General features: G+C 69.9%; 12 protein-coding genes. 7 read left to right on the top strand and 5 right to left on the bottom strand.

Annotation, left to right across the window (positions count from 1 at the left end; translation table 11 throughout):
* Window positions 1-66 precede the first annotated feature (66 nt).
* Together ACWEOE_RS06150 and ACWEOE_RS06145 are read left to right on the top strand one after the other, a co-directional pair.
* The gene (locus tag ACWEOE_RS06150; protein WP_452004671.1) at window positions 67-1,467 is read left to right on the top strand and encodes an RNB domain-containing ribonuclease; all 1,401 of its coding nucleotides are present in this window, start codon (window positions 67-69) and stop codon (window positions 1,465-1,467) included.
* Window positions 1,464-2,228: a helical backbone metal receptor gene (locus ACWEOE_RS06145; protein WP_452004668.1), complete on the top strand. Its 765-nt coding sequence runs from the start codon at window positions 1,464-1,466 to the stop codon at window positions 2,226-2,228. The genes ACWEOE_RS06150 and ACWEOE_RS06145 overlap by 4 nt, the downstream gene beginning before the upstream one ends.
* 251 nt (window positions 2,229-2,479) lie before the next feature.
* Here ACWEOE_RS06145 and ACWEOE_RS06140 read toward each other — a convergent pair whose 3' ends face one another.
* From ACWEOE_RS06140 to gabT, 3 genes are all read right to left on the bottom strand, one after another.
* Window positions 2,480-6,118 (bottom strand): S8 family serine peptidase, encoded by a 3,639-nt coding sequence (locus ACWEOE_RS06140; RefSeq protein ID WP_452004667.1) that lies wholly within the window; start codon window positions 6,116-6,118, stop codon window positions 2,480-2,482.
* A 340-nt stretch (window positions 6,119-6,458) separates the two neighbouring features.
* On the bottom strand, window positions 6,459-7,886 hold the full coding sequence (locus ACWEOE_RS06135; protein WP_452004665.1) for an aldehyde dehydrogenase family protein: 1,428 nt from the start codon (window positions 7,884-7,886) through the stop codon (window positions 6,459-6,461).
* Entirely contained in the window at window positions 7,883-9,235 is a 1,353-nt protein-coding gene (gabT, locus tag ACWEOE_RS06130; protein ID WP_452004662.1) for a 4-aminobutyrate--2-oxoglutarate transaminase, read from the bottom strand. Before gabT ends, ACWEOE_RS06135 begins: the two co-directional genes overlap by 4 nt.
* A 102-nt stretch (window positions 9,236-9,337) precedes the next feature.
* Between gabT and ACWEOE_RS06125 the strand changes: the two genes are divergently transcribed.
* Window positions 9,338-10,753, top strand: a complete 1,416-nt coding sequence (locus ACWEOE_RS06125) for a PucR family transcriptional regulator (protein ID WP_452004659.1) — start codon at window positions 9,338-9,340, stop codon at window positions 10,751-10,753.
* Here ACWEOE_RS06125 and ACWEOE_RS06120 read toward each other — a convergent pair.
* Window positions 10,743-11,480, bottom strand: a complete 738-nt coding sequence (locus ACWEOE_RS06120) for a cache domain-containing protein (RefSeq protein WP_452004657.1) — start codon at window positions 11,478-11,480, stop codon at window positions 10,743-10,745. The genes ACWEOE_RS06125 and ACWEOE_RS06120 overlap by 11 nt on opposite strands.
* Window positions 11,481-11,512: 32 nt before the next feature.
* Window positions 11,513-12,256: a FadR/GntR family transcriptional regulator gene (locus ACWEOE_RS06115; protein ID WP_452004654.1), complete on the bottom strand. Its 744-nt coding sequence runs from the start codon at window positions 12,254-12,256 to the stop codon at window positions 11,513-11,515.
* Between the two features lie 114 nt (window positions 12,257-12,370).
* On the opposite strand from ACWEOE_RS06115, the gene ACWEOE_RS06110 reads away from it, so the two are divergent.
* The 4 genes from ACWEOE_RS06110 (at window position 12,371) to ACWEOE_RS06095 (ending at window position 17,145) form a co-directional block, all read left to right on the top strand.
* On the top strand, window positions 12,371-13,792 hold the full coding sequence (locus tag ACWEOE_RS06110) for a gamma-aminobutyraldehyde dehydrogenase (protein ID WP_452004652.1): 1,422 nt from the start codon (window positions 12,371-12,373) through the stop codon (window positions 13,790-13,792).
* Between the two features lie 33 nt (window positions 13,793-13,825).
* Window positions 13,826-14,902 carry an ABC transporter ATP-binding protein gene (locus ACWEOE_RS06105; protein WP_452004650.1) on the top strand — a complete coding sequence of 359 codons (1,077 nt, stop codon included), beginning with the start codon at window positions 13,826-13,828 and terminating at the stop codon, window positions 14,900-14,902.
* Window positions 14,903-14,927: 25 nt separating this feature from the next.
* The gene (locus tag ACWEOE_RS06100) at window positions 14,928-16,136 is read left to right on the top strand and encodes an ABC transporter substrate-binding protein (protein WP_452004647.1); all 1,209 of its coding nucleotides are present in this window, start codon (window positions 14,928-14,930) and stop codon (window positions 16,134-16,136) included.
* Between the two features lie 127 nt (window positions 16,137-16,263).
* Window positions 16,264-17,145 (top strand): ABC transporter permease, encoded by an 882-nt coding sequence (locus ACWEOE_RS06095; protein ID WP_452004644.1) that lies wholly within the window; start codon window positions 16,264-16,266, stop codon window positions 17,143-17,145.
* Window positions 17,146-17,147 lie beyond the last annotated feature (2 nt).

Below are 17,147 nucleotides of genomic sequence, written 5' to 3'. Positions count from 1 at the left end.
GCGCGGCTCGCGCCCGAACGGGCGATCGGGGGCCGGTTCCCGGGATACTGTTGTGTGGTGCCACTCGTGATCAGGACACCCGCGTCAGGAGGCGACTTCGGCCGGCTCCGGACGGAGTTCTCGTTGCCGGAGTCGTTCGGCCCCGAGGTGCTGGCCGAGGCGGAGGCCGCCGTGCTCTCCGCGCGCGCCGAGGGCCGCGAGGACGCCACTGACCTGCCGTTCGTGACGATCGACCCGCCGGGCGCCAAGGACCTCGACCAGGCGATGGTCGTCGAACGCGCCGGCGAAGGCTTCCGCGTGCACTACGCCATCGCCGATCTCGCCGCGTTCGTGCCGCCCGGCGGCGCGCTCGACCACGAGGCCCGCCGCCGCGGTCAGACGCTCTACCTGCCCGACGGCAACGTCCCGCTCCACCCCACCGTCCTGTCCGAAGGCGCCGCGAGCCTGCTGCCCGGCGAGGTCCGCGCGGCCGTGCTCTGGACGATCGACGTCGACTCCGGCGGCGAGCCCGTCGCCACCCGCGTGCGCCGCGCGCTGGTGCGCTCGACCCAGCAGCTCGACTACGAGAGCGTGCAGGCCTCTCTCGATGCCGGCACGCCGCACCCGTCCGTCGCCGCGCTGCCGGAGCTGGGCCGGCTGCGCCGTGAGCTGGCGGTGCGGCGCGGGGCCGTCGAGCTGCAGCTGCCGGAACAGGAAATCAGCGGCGACCCCGACGGGGGCTGGGCGCTGGCGCGGCGCCCGCGCACCGCCGTCGACGCCTGGAACGCCGAGATCTCCCTGCTCACCGGCATGGCCGCGGCGCAGATCATGATCGACGCCCGGGTCGGCGTCCTGCGGACCCTGCCCCCACCCGAGCCCGACGCCGTGGAGTGGCTGCGGCGCTCGGCGTCGGTCGTGGGCGTCGAGTGGCCGGCCGGGCTCGGGGTGTCGGAGTTCCTGTCCGCATTGGACCCCGGGCAACCCTCGTCGATGGCCATTTTCGCCGACACCACAAGGCTTTTGCGTGGCGCCGGCTACACGTCCTTCGACGGGTCCCTGCCCGCCCTGACCACCCACGCGGGCATCGGCGGCGCGTACGCCCACGTCACCGCGCCCATCCGCCGCCTGGTCGACCGCTTCGGCACGGAGGTCTGCCTCGCCGTGACGGCCGGGCGTGAGGTGCCGTCGTGGGTTCGGGAGGCGCTCACCGAGGTGCCGCTGCAGATGTCCGCTTCGGACAGCCTCGCCGCCCGCGTCGAGCGGGCCTGCATCGACCAGGTCGAGGCCTGGGTGCTGGCGGAACGCGTGGGGCGCGAGTTCACGGCCGTGGTGCTGCGCGCGGAGGAGACGCGCGCCGAGATCCTCGTCGAGGACCCGCCCGTGATGGCCAAGTGCACGGGCGCGAAGTTCCCCGAAGGCGAACGCATCGGTGTCCGGCTGACGGCCGTGGATGTTGACAAGCGAAAGGTGTCGTTCGAACGCGTATGACGGATCTTTTCGACGACCTCGGCGAACCCGTGCCCCTCGCCGGGCCGCCAGAACGCGTGGTGTCACTGGTGCCTTCGCTCACGGAAGCCGTGGAGGCCAGCGCCCCCGGCCGGCTGGTGGGGGCCACGGACTACTGCACACATCCGTCCTCTTTGGATGTTCCCAGGGTGGGCGGGTCGAAGTACCCGAAGGTCGATCGCATGTTGGATTTGGCGCCGGACCTGGTGCTGGCGAACTCGGAGGAGAACCGGCCGGAGGACGTGGAACGGTTGCGGGCCAACGGGATTCCGGTGTTCGTGATGGAGGCCGCCGCGTCGGTGCCTGCCGCGTTGGGCTCGTTGCGGCGGCTGTTGACGCAGGTGTACGGGCTTGTCGAGCCTGAGTGGCTGGTCAGTGCCGAGGAGTTGTGGCGGACGGTTGCGCCGGTTCGGTTTCGGGCTGTGGTGCCGGTTTGGCGTAAGCCGTGGATCGTGTTGGGTCGGGATACGTTCGCCGGGGATGTCTTGCGTCGGGTTGGTGTGATGAATGCTTATGCCGACGCGGAGGAGCGGTACCCGCGTCCGTCGCTGGGGGAGCTGCAGGCTGTGGCTGCTGATCTCGTGGTTCTGCCGGATGAACCGTATGAGTTCACTGTCGAGGATGGGCCGGGGTTTTTCCCTTCGCTGCGCCCGGTTCTGGTTTCGGGTCGGTACTTGACCTGGTACGGCCCGTCGCTCGTTGAGGCGCATGGCGCCTTGACTCGTGCTTTGGAGCTGCCTTGACGCTCGGAGTCCGAGCCGCGCGGGTGCTCGCGGCACTGGACTGCTGCCGCATCGAACCCGGCCTCATTCGTCCGCGAGTTCGCCGAGCCCTTGTCCGGACCGTGGCCGCCGCGGATCCCGTTCTGGGACCGCTACCTCAAGGACGAGTAGAGGCCGATCCTCCACCTGCCGCACGGGAGGTGGACGACGATCGGGCCGGAGCTGCCGGTGCCCATGCCGTCGAAGGCAGGGGCACCGGCCGCTCACGAGGCCTACTTGAGGCCGAACGCGCGGGTGATGGTCTGGCTGATGCCGCCACCGTTGCGTTGCTTGGCGGTGACCCGGATCGACACGTACCCGGCCCGGGCGGGTGCGTGCAGCTGCGCCCGCCAGGTGCCCCTGTTCTCCTTCACGGCCTCCGGGTGCCAGGAGGCGCCGTCGTCGTAGGAGACCTCCAGCTTGACCGAGGTGATGGCGTCGTCGGCGGCGGCGCTGCCGACGGTGGGCTTGACCGAGAAGGCTGACGTGCGCGATGCCCGCCCGGCGAGGTCCAGATTTGCCTCGTAGTCGAGTTGGACCAGCGGGAGGGCCTGATCGTCGGCGTACCCGGAGAGGAAGTCCCACTCGGTGTGCGTGGTGGTGGAGTACGGGGTGAACTGGGTGTTCCCCACCGTGTCGGCGACGAGCCGGTACGGGAGTTTCTGCGGGGCCAGGTCACCCACGCCGAAGTCGGGCCGGGGGCCGTTCTGCACGAGCAGTTTGTCGCCCTGGTAGAGCGCGAAGCTCCGGGACATCAGGCTGGTGTCACCGCTGTGCGCCGAACCTCCGTCGCCGAACCCCGCGAGTGTTCCTCCCATGGCGTTGCCGACCCGGTGCGGGACCTCGAAACCGAGCATCCGCGGTCGCGTGATCGGACCGAACCAGTGTTCGCTCTGCACGCTGCGCGGCCGGTAGCTCGCGATGTCGGTGAAGGTGCTCCAACCGTCGATGGCCGCGTACTGCTGCCACTTGACGCCGTTCCCGGCGGAGACCCAGTCGGTGCGGTGCCCGGGGGCGACGGGCTCTCTCGGGAACGCGGGAACGCGCACGCTTCCGTACACGGCATAGGGGAAGCCGGCCGGATAGTTCTCGTACGCCGGACTGTCTTCGCGGCTTTCCGTGATCTGTTTGCCGGCGGGCGGGGCGAACGTGTTGTCGATGCGAGCGAGGCTGCCGGGATCCGTTGCGGCGGAGGGATCGTCGGGCACGCCTCCCTGGTGGTAATCGGCCAGGTCGTAGAGGTACTCCGGCGCGGGATGGGCTTCCACCTCCAGCTTGGTCGGCTTCTTCCCGGGGGACGCGGTCCTGATCAGTTGCTCGCCGTCGTCCTGGGTGACCGAGGCGACCGGGATGAGCCCGGTCGTGGTCCCGTCCGGGCCGCCGTACCAGTCGTTCTTGCGGCCGTCGCCGTCGTTGACCACCAGGAGCATCGCCGCCGACGCGGCGTGCGCCGCGGCCGCCTGGTCCGTCGGCGCCACGGTGGAGTTGCCGCGGACGATCACGGCCTTGCCTCGGGCGGACAGGCCGGTGTAGTCGGCCGGTGCGCCGTCACCGGCGTAGACCGCGTCGATGCTTCTGCGGCCGCCCGGGAACTGGGGAGAGCCAGGCTGCACCAGCAGCGTGTCGTCGAGGTCGTGCCCCTGGTAGCTGATCTTCAGCGGAGTCTGCTTGGCGCGGATCCGGGTGGCGAAGACGAAGCTGCCCTTGTTCACCTTGTTCTTGGTCGGCAGGGCCCAGAGGCTGTCGTAGGTGGCGTCGGGCATGAGGATCTCGTGCAGTGCCTGCGTGTCGGCGGGTGTGGGCCGGCTCGAGGTGAAAGAGCGGAAGAGGTCGATCCTGCTGGTGGAAACGGACGTGGGCTGGGGTGTCGCCACCTTGATCTGGTGTACGCGTGAAGCGTCCAGGTCGACGGTCGTGTCGGAGGTCAGGTTGAGTTCGGGGACGGTGAGCACCGCGTAGCCCAGCGAGTGCGGGCCGGTGCGGCCGGCCACGTCCATCGTGGAAACGATGGTGTAGGAGCCGGGTGCCCAGCGGCTGGTGAGTGTGCCGTCCGGGACCCACATGACGGTGGTCTTCCCGTCCACTCCGGTGATCTCGACCTCGCCGCTGACGGGCTTGCCCGCCCGGTCCTCCAGGTGGACCGTCAGGTTGTGCTTCTCGGACTCGACGGACAGGCCCACCGCGGTGTGCACAGCGCCGGCCGCGAAGCGGGCGGTGACCTGGGCGGCGTACTGGCCCGGCGCCAGGCCTGCCGGGTGGGCGACGAGCCCGACCTTCGAGGTTCCGCGCGCCGGTACCGTCACGTGATCGGCGGCCAGGGTGAAAACTCCGGCACGGTCCGTCGTGAGCTGCAACGTGATGGGCCGGCCGGTGGTGTTGGTGTAGGTGATCTGCCGCTCGACCGGCTTCGGCGTCCGGTTCTTCGACCAGGGAACGAGTCCGGCGTCGACCGATCCGCTCGCGATGACCTGGTCCTGCAGGTACGCGGCGCCCACGTCCAGCCGGCCGGCGCCGGCCTGGTAAGCGCTGTAGTCGGGCGTCAGGACGGTGGTGCCCATCAAGGCGTCCTTGAGTTGCCGACCGGTCCACGTCGGGTGCTTCTGGGCCAGGAGCACCGCCGCTCCGGCGACGTGCGGCGCCGCCATGGAAGTGCCGCTGTCGGTGCGGTAGTAGCCCTCGCCCGAGCTCATCTGCTGCGAGCGCGCGGCCAGCACGTCCACGCCCGGGGCGGTCAGGTCCGGCTTGAGGGCGTCGTCGTTCATCCGCGGCCCGGCGCTGGAGAAGTCCGCGAGCCGGTCGGAGGCGTCCACCGCGCCGACGGTGAGGGCGGCGTCCGCGGTTCCCGGTGAGCTGACGCTGTACGGGCTGTTGCCGGCGTTGCCCGCGGCGATGACGAAGAGCGCGCCGGTCTCCGAACTCAGTTGGTTGACTGCCTGGCTCAGCGGGTCGTCCTGGGTGTGCCACTGCGGGGTGCCCAGGCTCATGTTGATCACCTTGGCGTGCTCGGTCCGGGCCGCCCACTCCATCCCCGCGATGATCCCCGAGACCGGACCGGATCCGTTGTCGCCGAGGACCTTGCCCACGAGCAGATCAGCGTCGGGAGCGACGCCCCGTTCCTGTCCGTTCGAGGCGGCTCCGGTGCCGGCGACGGTGGAGGCGGTGTGCGTGCCGTGCCCATAGTGGTCGATGACGTCCTCGCCCGCGACGAAACTCCGTGACGCCACGATGCGGTCGGCCAGATCCGGATGCGTGAGGTCCGCTCCGGAATCCAGGACCGCGACCCGGACGCCCGCGCCGGTGCCGCCTGCTGCCCACGCCTTCGGAGCGCCGATCTGCGCTGTGGTCGCCGCCAGGTCCGACTTCGCCTTGCCGTCGAGCCACACCTTGTCGACACCGGCGGCGAAGGACGGCTCGTTCGCTTCGTCCGTGCTCTTGGCCGCCCTTCCCGCGACATCCCGCCCGCCGGCGCCGGTCAGGGCAGACCAGAAGGCAGCGGTCTTGGACCGCTGGGTTTCGACGGCTTCACCGTGGACGGACGGAAGGTCCAGGGTGGTCTTCGCGCCCGGCAGCACGACGTGGGTCTGCGCCTCCCGGCTGGAAGTGCCGCTCGGGGGTACCGACAGGTCGGGCGAGTGGGTGACGATCAGGGGAAGCGCGCTCGTGTGAGCGTCGTCGTAGCCCTGCGCGATCAACTGGGTGACGTTGAAGAGCTGTTTGTCGAGCCGTCCGGTCGCGATGTAGGGCATGGCGCTGTCGGGGTAGACGAAGGTGTCACCGCCCTCGATGGCGACTCGGACCGATCCCGTGGCCCCCTGCGCGCGCGAGACGTCGTCGACCGACACGGTTCCGTCCGGCTCCCGAGCCGCTGTCACTTTGTCACCGGTGATCAACGTCAGCGCAACCGGCGTGGACTTCGCGGCACTGTTTTGTCCCGGGACGCCTTGCGCGACTCCCAATGGAGTAACTGCCTGGGCCATCAGGGGAAAGGCCGACGTGGCAACAAGAGCTGCCGCCACCGACGCTGCGGATCTTCGGACAAAGGGAAGGGGCATTTCTCCTCCAGGGTCACTGATCGAGTGGATCAGACCACCAGTGGAGGGGAAAAGTAAGTACTTGAGTTCTTGACCAACTGGCTGTACACGCGCAGCTGATCACGGGCCAGGCCGCCGCGTCGCGCCCGAGGAGACACGACGCGGCAGGATCCCGTCCGCTCTACAACGTCAACCCCGTCAGCACCGTCACCCGTTCCTCCGTGAAGTCCGCCATCGCCGCCGCCGGGCCTTCGCGGCCGACCCCCGAGTCCTTGACGCCGCCGTAAGGCATTTGGTCGGCGCGGAAGCTGGGGACGTCGCCGATCAGGACGCCGCCGACCTTCAGTCGGGCGGAGACGTCGAACGCGGTGGGCAGGTCGCGGGTGAAGACGCCGGCCTGGAGGCCGAAGCGAGACGCGTTGATCCGCGCAACGCCCTCGTCCACAGAGGACACCCGGACCAGGGAAACCACCGGGCCGAACACCTCTTCCGCCATCACCGCGGCGTCTTCGGGCACGTCGGCGAGCACCGTCGGTTCCACGGTGGCCCCGGAACGGCCACCACCCGTCAGCAGGCGGGCCCCGGAGGAGACGGCGTCCGACACCCAGGAGGCAACGCGCGTGGCGGCGGCTTCGTTGATCAGCGGGCCGACGTCGACCCCATCCGCCGCCGGGTCGCCGGTGCGCAAAGCCGCCACCTGCGCCAAAACCCGCGACTCGAGCTCGTCGTAAACGTCCGTGTGCACGTAGACCCGCTGCACCGAGATGCACGACTGACCGGCTTGGTACATGGAGAAAGTCGCGATCCGCTGGGCCGCGAAATCCAGGTCCGGCCAATCCGGGCACACCAGCACGGCGCCGTTCCCGCCCAGCTCGAGGGAAACGTGCTTGCGCGGCACACTGTCCCGGATGGACCACCCGACGGGCACCGAACCCGTGAACGACACCACCGGCAGCCGCGGGTCCTGCACCAGCTCGGCGGTCGCCGAGTTGCCCAGCGGCAGGATCGACCAGCTCCCGGCCGGCAACGCCGTCTCGGCCAGGATTTCGCCCAGCAGCAACGAGGTCAGGGGCGTCGCCGGCGCCGGCTTCAGCACGATCGGCGCACCGACCGCCAGAGCGGGCGCGACCTTGTGCGCCACCAGGTTCAGCGGGAAGTTGAACGGCGTGATCCCGAGCACCGGCCCCCGCGGCACGCGGCGCACCAGCGCCATCCGGCCGGTGCCGCCCGGGTCCGTGTCGAGGCGTTGCAACTCGCCGGAAAAGCGGCGGGCCTCCTCGGCGGCCCAGCGGAACGTCGACACCGCGCGTCCCACCTCGCCGCGGGACCACTTGAGCGGCTTGCCCGACTCGGCGGTGATGAGCCGCGCGATCTCCTCGGCCCGTCGACTCAACGACAAGGAAACCTGGTCCAACGCCCCCGCCCGCACGTGCGCGGGCGTGACCGCGAACTCGTCGGCCACCGCAGCGGCCGCGGCAACGGCCGCCTCGACATCGGAAGAATCCGGGACGTGGTGCGAGCCGGCCGCGGAACCATCGAACGGTTGCCGGACCTCGGCAACAGAGCCGCTGGTCACCGGCTTGCCGGCGATCCAATAGGGAACAGTCACTTGCGCACCTCCGTGCGGACCGCGTGCTCGAGCACGGACAGGCCTTCGTCGAGCAGTTCGTCGGACAGGGAAAGCGGCGGCAGCAGCCGGATGACGTTGCCGTAGGTGCCGCAGGTCAGCACCACCACGCCGAGCGCGTGGCAAGCGCCGGCGACGCGCTTGGTCAGGTCCGCGTCGGGCGAAGAAGTGCCCGCGTGAACGAACTCCGCGGCCAGCATCGCGCCCCGCCCGCGCACGTCGCCGATCACGCCCGTCTCGGCGGCCAGCGCACGCAGGCGCGGCAGCACCAGGTCCTCCATCCGACGCGCGGACGACGCCAGATCGAGCGATCGCATCGTCTCGATCGAGCCCAGGGCCGCGGCGCACGCGATGGGGTTGCCGCCGTACGTGCCGCCCAGTCCGCCGGGGCCGACGGCGTCGAGCAGCTCCGCGCGCCCGGTCACGGCCGACAGCGGCAGCCCGGCCGCGATGCCCTTGGCCGTCGCGACCAGGTCCGGCACCACGCCCTCGCGCGACGACGCGAACCAGTCACCCGTGCGGCAGAAGCCAGTCTGCACCTCGTCGGCCACGAACACCACGCCGTTGTCGCTGCACCACGCGGAAAGCGCCGGCAGGAACCCGGGTGCGGGCTCGATGAACCCGCCCTCGCCCTGGATCGGCTCGATCACCACGGCCGCCACCTGGTCGCCGCCGATCTGCTTCTCGATCCGGTCGATCGCGATCCGCGCGGCCTCCGGACCCGAAAGCCCGTCGCGGTACGGGTAGGAACCCGGCACGCGGTACACCTCGGGCGCGAACGGTCCGAACCCGTGCTTGTACGGCACCGATTTCGCGGTCAGCGCCATCGTCAGGTTCGTCCGCCCGTGGTAGGCGTGGTCGAACACCACCACGGCCTGGCGCCCGGTCGCGACGCGCGCGATCTTCACCGCGTTCTCCACGGCCTCCGCACCGGAGTTGAACAGCACCGACTTCTTCGCGTGCTCACCCGGGGTCAGCTCGGCCAGCGCCTCGCACACCTCCAGGTAGCCCTCGTACGGCGTCACCATGAAACACGTGTGCGCGAACCGGCCCGCCTGCTCGCGCACCCGGTCGACGACCTCGGGCGCCGAGTGCCCCACGTTCGTCACGGCGATGCCGGAGCCGAAGTCGATGAGCACGTTGCCGTCGGCGTCGGTGAGCAGCCCACCGGTGGCCGACGTGATGTACACGGGGAAACCCGACGTGACGCCCGTCGCGACCGTCGCGGCCCGCCGCTCCTGCAGCGCGCGCGACGCCGGGCCGGGGATCTCGGTGCGCAACCGGCGCTGCCGGGGCGCGGGGGCCACCAGATTCTCGGTGGTCATGGTCATGCTCAACTCCTGGAAGACGGACTGGGTCCTTCCAGCATGCGGTGGCAAGCTCACCGCGTCTGCTGGACAAGATGGCCAGCTCGACCCGTAAAGTTGGCCACTATGGCACTCACCCTGCGCGCGCTGACCGGGCAACGGTCCCTCGGCCTGCATGTCGCCGCGGGGGAGAGCGGCCTCGACCGCGCGATCGGCTGGGTTCATCCCACCGAGCTCACCGACCCGCAGGCCTTCCTCGAAGGCGGTGAGCTCCTGCTCACGACCGGCCTCGCCCTCGACGACGCGACCTCGGCCGCCTACGTGCGCCGGCTCGTCGACGCCGGCGCCGCCGGGCTCGGCTTCGGTGTCGGCCTGAGCCACGACCACGTGCCGGAGGCGCTGGTCGAAACCGCCGACGAAGTCGGCTTGCCCGTGCTCGAGGTGCCGCGCAGGACACCGTTCATCGCCATCACCCGCGCCGTCTCCAGCGCGGTCGCGGCCGACGAGTACGCCGCGACCGTGCGCATCGGCCGGGCCCAGCGGGAGCTGACCCGCGCCGCTGCCCGCTCCGGTGCGGCCGGTGTGGTCCGGCGGCTCGCGTCGTTCGTCGACGGCTGGGTGGTCCTTTTCGACACCGCCGGTCGCCTGCGTGAGGTCTCACCCCCGGCGGCCCGCGCCCACGGCGAGGGGCTCGACGTGAAGAGCCTCCGCGCCGGAACCCGGGTGGTGTCATCGGGGGAGCAGGAGGTCGTGCTCCAGACCCTGCACACCCGCGGCACGCTCGCGGTCGGGACCACGACCCCACTCGACTTGACCGGCCGCCACATCGTGAACGCCGCGGTCTCGCTGCTTTCCCTCGCCCTGGAACAGGATCGCGCGCAGCACGGCGCCCTGTCCCGACTGCGCACCGGCCTGCTCGACCTGTTCGCCGAAGGACAGGAGGGCCTCGCGCTCGACGTTCTGCGAACAGCCCAGGGCGCCGCGGATCCACCGTGGACAGTCCTCGCGATCGCGGGCTCGCCCGCCGCCCGCAACGCCGTCTACGACCGCCTCGAACCCCTTGCCGCCCAGGTGTTTTTCGCGCACTCCGACGGCGTCCTCATCGCCGCCACCGACGAAGCCGAACGTGTCCTCGCCGCCACGGTCGAGGGCTGTCACATCGGGATCGGCGACGCCACCGCGTTCCCCGACGCGCTCCGGCAGGCACGGCAGGCCGCGGAAGCCGCCCGCGCGAAGGGCACACCAGTGCTGCGTTACGCCGACTACGCCGGCCGCGGGCTCCTCAACCTCCTCGAACCCGTTGCCGCGCAAGCGTTCTCCGCCGAGCTGCTCGCCCCGTTGCGGGACCGGGCCGAACTCGAGGAGTCCCTGCGTTGCTGGCTCGAGAACCACGGCCACTGGGACCGCGCGGCCACGCAGCTCGGCGTCCACCGGCACACCCTGCGCAACCGCATCAGCAAAGCCGCCGAACTCCTCGGCCAGGACCTGGACTCACCGGGCACCCGCGCCGAACTCTGGCTCGCCCTGCAGGTCACACGCTGACGAGCAACGCGATCGGCGAGTCCCCGCACCGGCGCAGCGTCGCGCCCCCCGACATCGTCTGCGGTTCCGCCCCGGCGGTCCACCACGCCGGCACGTCGACGTCGCGCACCAGCGACCCAGTCGCCTGCCGCACGCTGTTGGACACGATCACGCGCCCCTGCGCGTTGAGCAGCGCCGCGTGCCGGCCCAGCGACCGCAGCCGCCGGCTCACCGTGCGCTCGAACTCACGCACGTACACGTCTGCACCCACCACGCCGGCGAACGAACCGGCGCGGTACACCGGCAGCGTGAACGTGAGCGTGTACTCGTCGGTGCACAGGTAATCGACGTACGGGCCGTTGATGTGGCGCCGGCCGCTGTCACGCGGCACGGTGAACCACGACTGGCGCGTGTAGTCGAGGAAGTTGGGGCTTTCCGGGTCGAGGCTGATGAACAGCTGCTCCGGCTGGTCCGGCGAACCCACGGTCGTCCACCACTCGAAGCCGAACTCCTGGTCCGACAACACGTGGGGCGCGCTCACGAACCCGGCGCCGATCACGAGGCCGCCGAGGGCCTCGAGCACCTGTGGCCGGATGCCGTGGAGCGTGCCGGAGCCGGCGCCGCCAGGTTCGGACAACAGGGTCTCGGCCGCGGTCAGCACGGGCTTCAGGCGGTCGAAGATCTCTTCGACCAGCGCGGATACCTGCGCCACCACCTCGTCGCCGGTCGACGTGCGGGTGTCGGTCACGATGCTCACCTCGATCGCGGGGTCATCGAAGCTTACGGCGTTTCGAGGCTCAAGTGCAGATCCACGAGCCGGTCGAGCGCGCTCAGGATGTGCTCCTCGGTCAGCTTGCGGGCCAGGTCGCCGTCGGCAGCGGCGATCGCGGTGGCGATCGCCCGGTGCTCAGCGTAGGACTGGCGGCAGGTGCCCTCGCCGTCGAGGGGCACCCAGAGCAACCCGCCGTGTTCGCCCTGCAGTTGAACCTCCTGGTTGGTGAGCCGCGGCGACTGCGCCGCCGCCGCGACCTCCAGGTGGAAGTGCCGTTCGGCGCGCGTCGCCTCGGGACCGGTGGTGCCCAGGAGGTCCTCGCTGGTCAGCCGCAGCCGTTCGAGGTCTTCGGGGGAGCTGCGCTCGGCCGCGAGCTTGGCCGCCGACCCGGCTATGGCGAGGTAGTGGTCGCCGAAGTCGCGCAGGTCCGCCAGCGAGACGAGCCGCAACCGCTGGGCCCACGAGCTCGGCGCGGGCCACGCGGGGGTGCGCACGAAGCTGCCTCCGCCACGCCCGCGCCTGGTCTCGACCAGCCCCTGCTGCCGCAGCACGGCGAGGGCTTCCCGCACCGTCACGGTGGAGACGCGGAACTGCGCGGCGAGCTCGGCCTCGCTCGGCAGCTGCTCGGCGTCGTCGAGCAGACCCAGGGTGATGGCGTCGAGCAGCCGCGCCGCGACCGCTTCGGCGCGGCCGAGCTGGTCCAGCGGAGCGAACATCGCCAGTCGCGCGCTGTTCGACATCTCCTTGCGCATCGTGGGTCCACCCGTCTCGGCGTGCGATTGGGGCCAATAGTGCCCCAGGACCTTGTCATGTGAAATATGGAGTTATATGTTTCACCCTGCCACGGAGAGTCAGGAGGCGCACGCGTGCAGGAACTGAAGCACTACGTCGGCGGGAAGTACGTCGACTCGGTGTCGGACAAGGTGCTCGAAATCGTGGACCCGGTCACCGGACGCGCCTACTGCACGGCGCCGGTGGCGGGCGCCGAAGACGTCGACCGCGCGCTGAAGGTCGCCGCCGAGGCGTTCGAGAGCTGGAAGGAGACGACGCCGGCCCAGCGCCAGCTCGCGCTCCTGAAGATCGCCGACGCCGTGGAGACCCGCGGCGAGGAGCTCGTACGCGTGGAGTCGCAGAACACCGGCAAGCCGGTGGCGCTCACGATGTCCGAAGAGCTGCCGATGATCGTCGACCAGCTGCGCTTCTTCGCCGGCGCCGCGCGTGTGCTCGAAGGCCGCGCGGCCGGCGAGTACATGGAAGGCCACACGTCCTTCGTCCGCCGCGAGCCCGTGGGCGTCTGCGCTCAGGTGACGCCGTGGAACTACCCGCTGCTCATGGCGATCTGGAAGATCGCGCCGGCGCTCGCGGCCGGCAACACCGTGGTGCTCAAGCCTTCGGACACCACGCCGGCGTCGACGCTGCTGCTGGCCGAGATCTGCGGCGAGTTCCTGCCGCCGGGCGTGTTCAACGTCGTGACCGGCGACCGCGACTCCGGCCGCGCGCTGGTGGAGCACCCGATCCCCGCGATGGTGTCGATCACCGGCTCCGTGCGTGCCGGCATCGAGGTCGCGGGTGCCGCGGCCCGCGACGTCAAGCGTGTGCACCTCGAGCTGGGTGGCAAGGCTCCCGTGATCGTGTTCTCCGACGCCGACCTCGACGCCGCCGCCGAGACCATCGCGATGGCGGGCTACTTCAACGCCGGCCAGGACTGCACCGCCGCCACGCGCGTGCTCGTGGCCGACGACGTGCACGACACCTTCGTCGCCGCCCTCTCGCACCAGGCCGAGGCGAACAAGACCGGCAAGCCCGACGACGACACGGTCGCCTTCGGCCCGCTCAACAACGCGGCGCAGCTGGAGAAGGTGTCCGGCTTCATCGACCGGCTCCCCGGCCACGCCACCGTCCACTGTGGTGGCCGGCGCGTCGGCGACGAGGGCTACTTCTACGAGGCCACCGTGGTTTCCGGCGTCACGCAGGACGACGAAATCACCCAGAACGAGGTCTTCGGCCCGGTCATCACCGTGCAGCGCTTCTCCGACGAGGCCGACGCGGTGAAGGCGGCCAACGGCGTGCCCTACGGCCTCGCGTCCTCGGTCTGGACCAAGGACCACCAGCGCGCCATGCGCGTGTCCGCCAAGCTCGACTTCGGGTGCGTGTGGATCAACACCCACATCCCGCTCGTCGCCGAGATGCCCCACGGCGGGTTCAAGAAGTCGGGATACGGCAAGGATCTCTCGCTGTACGGCCTCGAGGACTACACCCGCGTCAAGCACGTGATGACCGCGCTGTAGGTACCGGTGACGAGATCCACGGGAAGGCCCGCCATGCCACACCAAGCCCCGACGGCCGCGCGGCGGCCCCCGCCGCCGCGCGCGGGCGGTGAGCCGGCCATCCGGCTCACCGGGCTGCAGAAGCACTTCGACAAGGTCCGCGCCGTCGACGGCGTCGACCTCGACATCCCGCCCGGTGAGTTCTTCTCGATGCTCGGCCCTTCGGGCTCCGGGAAGACGACGGTGCTGCGCATGATCGCGGGCTTCGAGCTGCCCACGGCCGGCACCATCGAGCTCGCCGGCCGCGACGTCAGCCGGCTGGCGCCGTTCGAGCGCGACGTGAACACCGTGTTCCAGGACTACGCGCTCTTCCCGCACATGACCGTGCGGCAGAACGTGGAGTACGGCCTCAAGGTCAAGCGGGTCGCGAAGGCCGAGCGCAGGCAGCGCGCGGCGGAAGCGCTGGAGACCGTGCGGCTCGGGGAGTACGGCGACCGCAAGCCTTCGCAGCTCTCGGGTGGCCAGCGCCAGCGCGTCGCGCTCGCGCGGGCGCTGGTGAACCGCCCGAAGGTGCTGCTGCTCGACGAACCGCTGGGCGCGCTCGACCTCAAGCTGCGCCAAGCCATGCAGATCGAGCTCAAGCAGATCCAGCGCGAGGTCGGGATCACCTTCGTGTTCGTGACGCACGACCAGGACGAGGCGCTGACCATGAGCGACCGCATCGCCGTGTTCAACGCCGGGCGGATCGAGCAGGTCGGCACCCCGGTCCAGGTCTACGAGAGACCGGCCAGCGCGTTCGTCGCCGGCTTCGTCGGCACGTCCAACCTGCTCAGCGGGCGCGGTGCCGAAGCGGTGATCGGCAAGCCCGGCGTGTACAGCATCCGGCCGGAGAAAATCCGGATCGACGGTGATCTTGCGTCGCCCGCCGGACCCGGAGAGACTAGCGCGACCGGAATCGTCACGGATGTCGTATACGCCGGATCCACAGTGCGCTACGCTGTCGCGCTCGATGCGGGGGGTCAGTTGTCCGTGGTCCGCCAGAACACCAGTGAACCGACCGAGTTCGCCGACGGTCGCGTCCGCCTGAGGTGGCGCCACGAACACAGTTTCCGGGTCCCCGAAGCCGGCTAGTTCTCACGGGAAGGTTTCTCTCGACATGAAGAACAGGAAGACGCTGCTCGCGGGTCTGTGCGGCGTGAGCCTGCTGCTCGCGGCCTGCGGGACGTCGGGCTCGGACTCGAGCACCGGGTCCGCGCCGGGCGCACAGGGGTTCACCCCGCCCAAGCTGGCCGCACTCACCCAGCTCGGCCAGCCGGAAGGCCAGCTGAACGTGCTCGCGTGGCCCGGCTACGCCGAAAACGGCACCACCGACCCCAACATCAACTGGGTCAAGCCGTTCGAGGACCAGACCGGGTGCAAGGTCAACGTCAAGCCGTTCGGTACGTCCGACGAAGCCGTGACGCTGATGAAGACCGGCCAGTACGACGTGGTGTCCGCCTCGGGCGACGCCTCGCTGCGCCTGGTCGCCTCGGGTGACGTCGAGCCGGTGAACACCGCGCTCGTGCCGAACTACAACGACGTCTACCCGTTCCTGAAGAACAAGTCGTGGAACAGCGTCAACAACGTCGCCTACGGCATCCCGCACGGCTGGGGCGCGAACGTGCTCACCTGGCGCACCGACAAGGTGAGCCCGGAGCCGACGTCGTGGTCGCCGATGTTCGACGTGAACTCGCCGTTCAAGGGCAAGATCATCGCCTACGACTCGCCGATCTACATCGCCGACGCCGCGCTGTACCTCATGGCGCACCAGCCCGACCTCGGTATCAAGAACCCGTACGCCTTGGACGACAAGCAGTTCAACGCGGCGGTCGACCTGCTGAAGAAGCAGCGCCCGAACGTGAGCGAGTACTGGGCGGACTACCTCAAGGAAACGCAGTCGCTCAAGAACGCCGACGCCGTGATCGGCACCGCGTGGCAGGTCACGGTGAACCTGGCCAAGAGCGAGGGCGCACCGCTGGGCGCGACCGTGCCGAGCGAGGGTGCCACCGGTTGGTCGGACACCTGGATGGTGGCCGCGAAGTCGCAGCACAAGACGTGTGCCTACAAGTGGATGGACTACATCATCAGCCCGAAGGTCAACGCCCAGGTGGCGGAGTACTTCGGTGAGGCCCCGGCCAACTCCAAGGCCTGCGCCGAGATGACGGACAAGTCGCTGTGCGACACCTACCACGCCAACGACGCGGCCTACGCGGCCAAGATCCAGTACTGGACCACGCCGATCCCGCAGTGCCTCGACGGCCGCACGGACGTCAAGTGCAAGGACTACGGCGACTGGACCCGTGCCTGGACCGAGATCAAGGGCTGACCTGTTCACGGGTGCCTTCGTGGCACCCGTGAGATCTCCCCGGTAGCTCCGGGGGCGGCGGGCACCTCCCCCCTCGCCCGCCGCCCCCGGACCCCCTCTTCCCGACCGTGCCCGAAGGTGCCTCTCCATGACCGCCGTGAGCTCGCCGAGCCGCCGTGCTTCGGCCTTCTTCTTCCGCAAACCCAAGCTGCGCCTGGGCATCCTGCTCACCGCTCCGCTGCTGTGGCTCGGCCTGGCCTACCTCGGTGCGCTCGTCGCCCTGTTCATCACGGCCTTCTGGTCCACCGACGTGTTCACCGGCAAGGTGGTCACGGACTGGTCGTTCGACAACTTCGCCACCCTCTTCACCGACTCGGTCTACCGCACGATCACGCTGCGGACCGTCGGCATCGCATTGCTGGTCACGGTGATCGACGCGGTGATCGCGTTTCCCATGGCCTTCGCGATGGCCAAGCTCGCTTCCCCGAAGGCACAACGGATCCTCGTGATCGCCGTGATGACACCGCTGTGGGCGAGCTACCTGGTGAAGGCCTACGCGTGGCGCACGCTGCTGTCGGGCAACGGCGCGATCAGCTGGCTGCTGAGCCCCTTCGGCCTCTCCGGCCCCGGTTACGGCATCGCGGCCACCGTGATCACGCTCTCGTACCTGTGGCTGCCGTACATGATCCTGCCGATCTACGCCGGTCTGGAGAGACTGCCCGACTCCCTTGTGGACGCTTCGGGTGACCTCGGCGCGAAGTCGTTCCGCACGTTCCGCTCGGTGATCCTGCCGCTGGCGTTCCCGGCGATCGTGGCCGGCTCCATCTTCACGTTCTCCTTGTCACTGGGGGACTACATCGCCGTGAAGATCGTGGGCGGCACTTCGCAGATGCTCGGCAACGTCGTGTACGACAACATCGGCGCGGCCAACAACCTGCCCTTCGCCGCGACCGTGGGCATCGTGCCGGTCGTGATCATGCTCGTGTACTTGGCCGCCGTGCGTCGCACCGGCGCGCTGGACAACCTCTAGGA

The organism is Amycolatopsis sp. NPDC004368, assembly GCF_053602515.1.
Note: the sequence above shows the minus strand (reverse complement) of the source record. Positions and strands in the feature narration are given on the sequence as shown.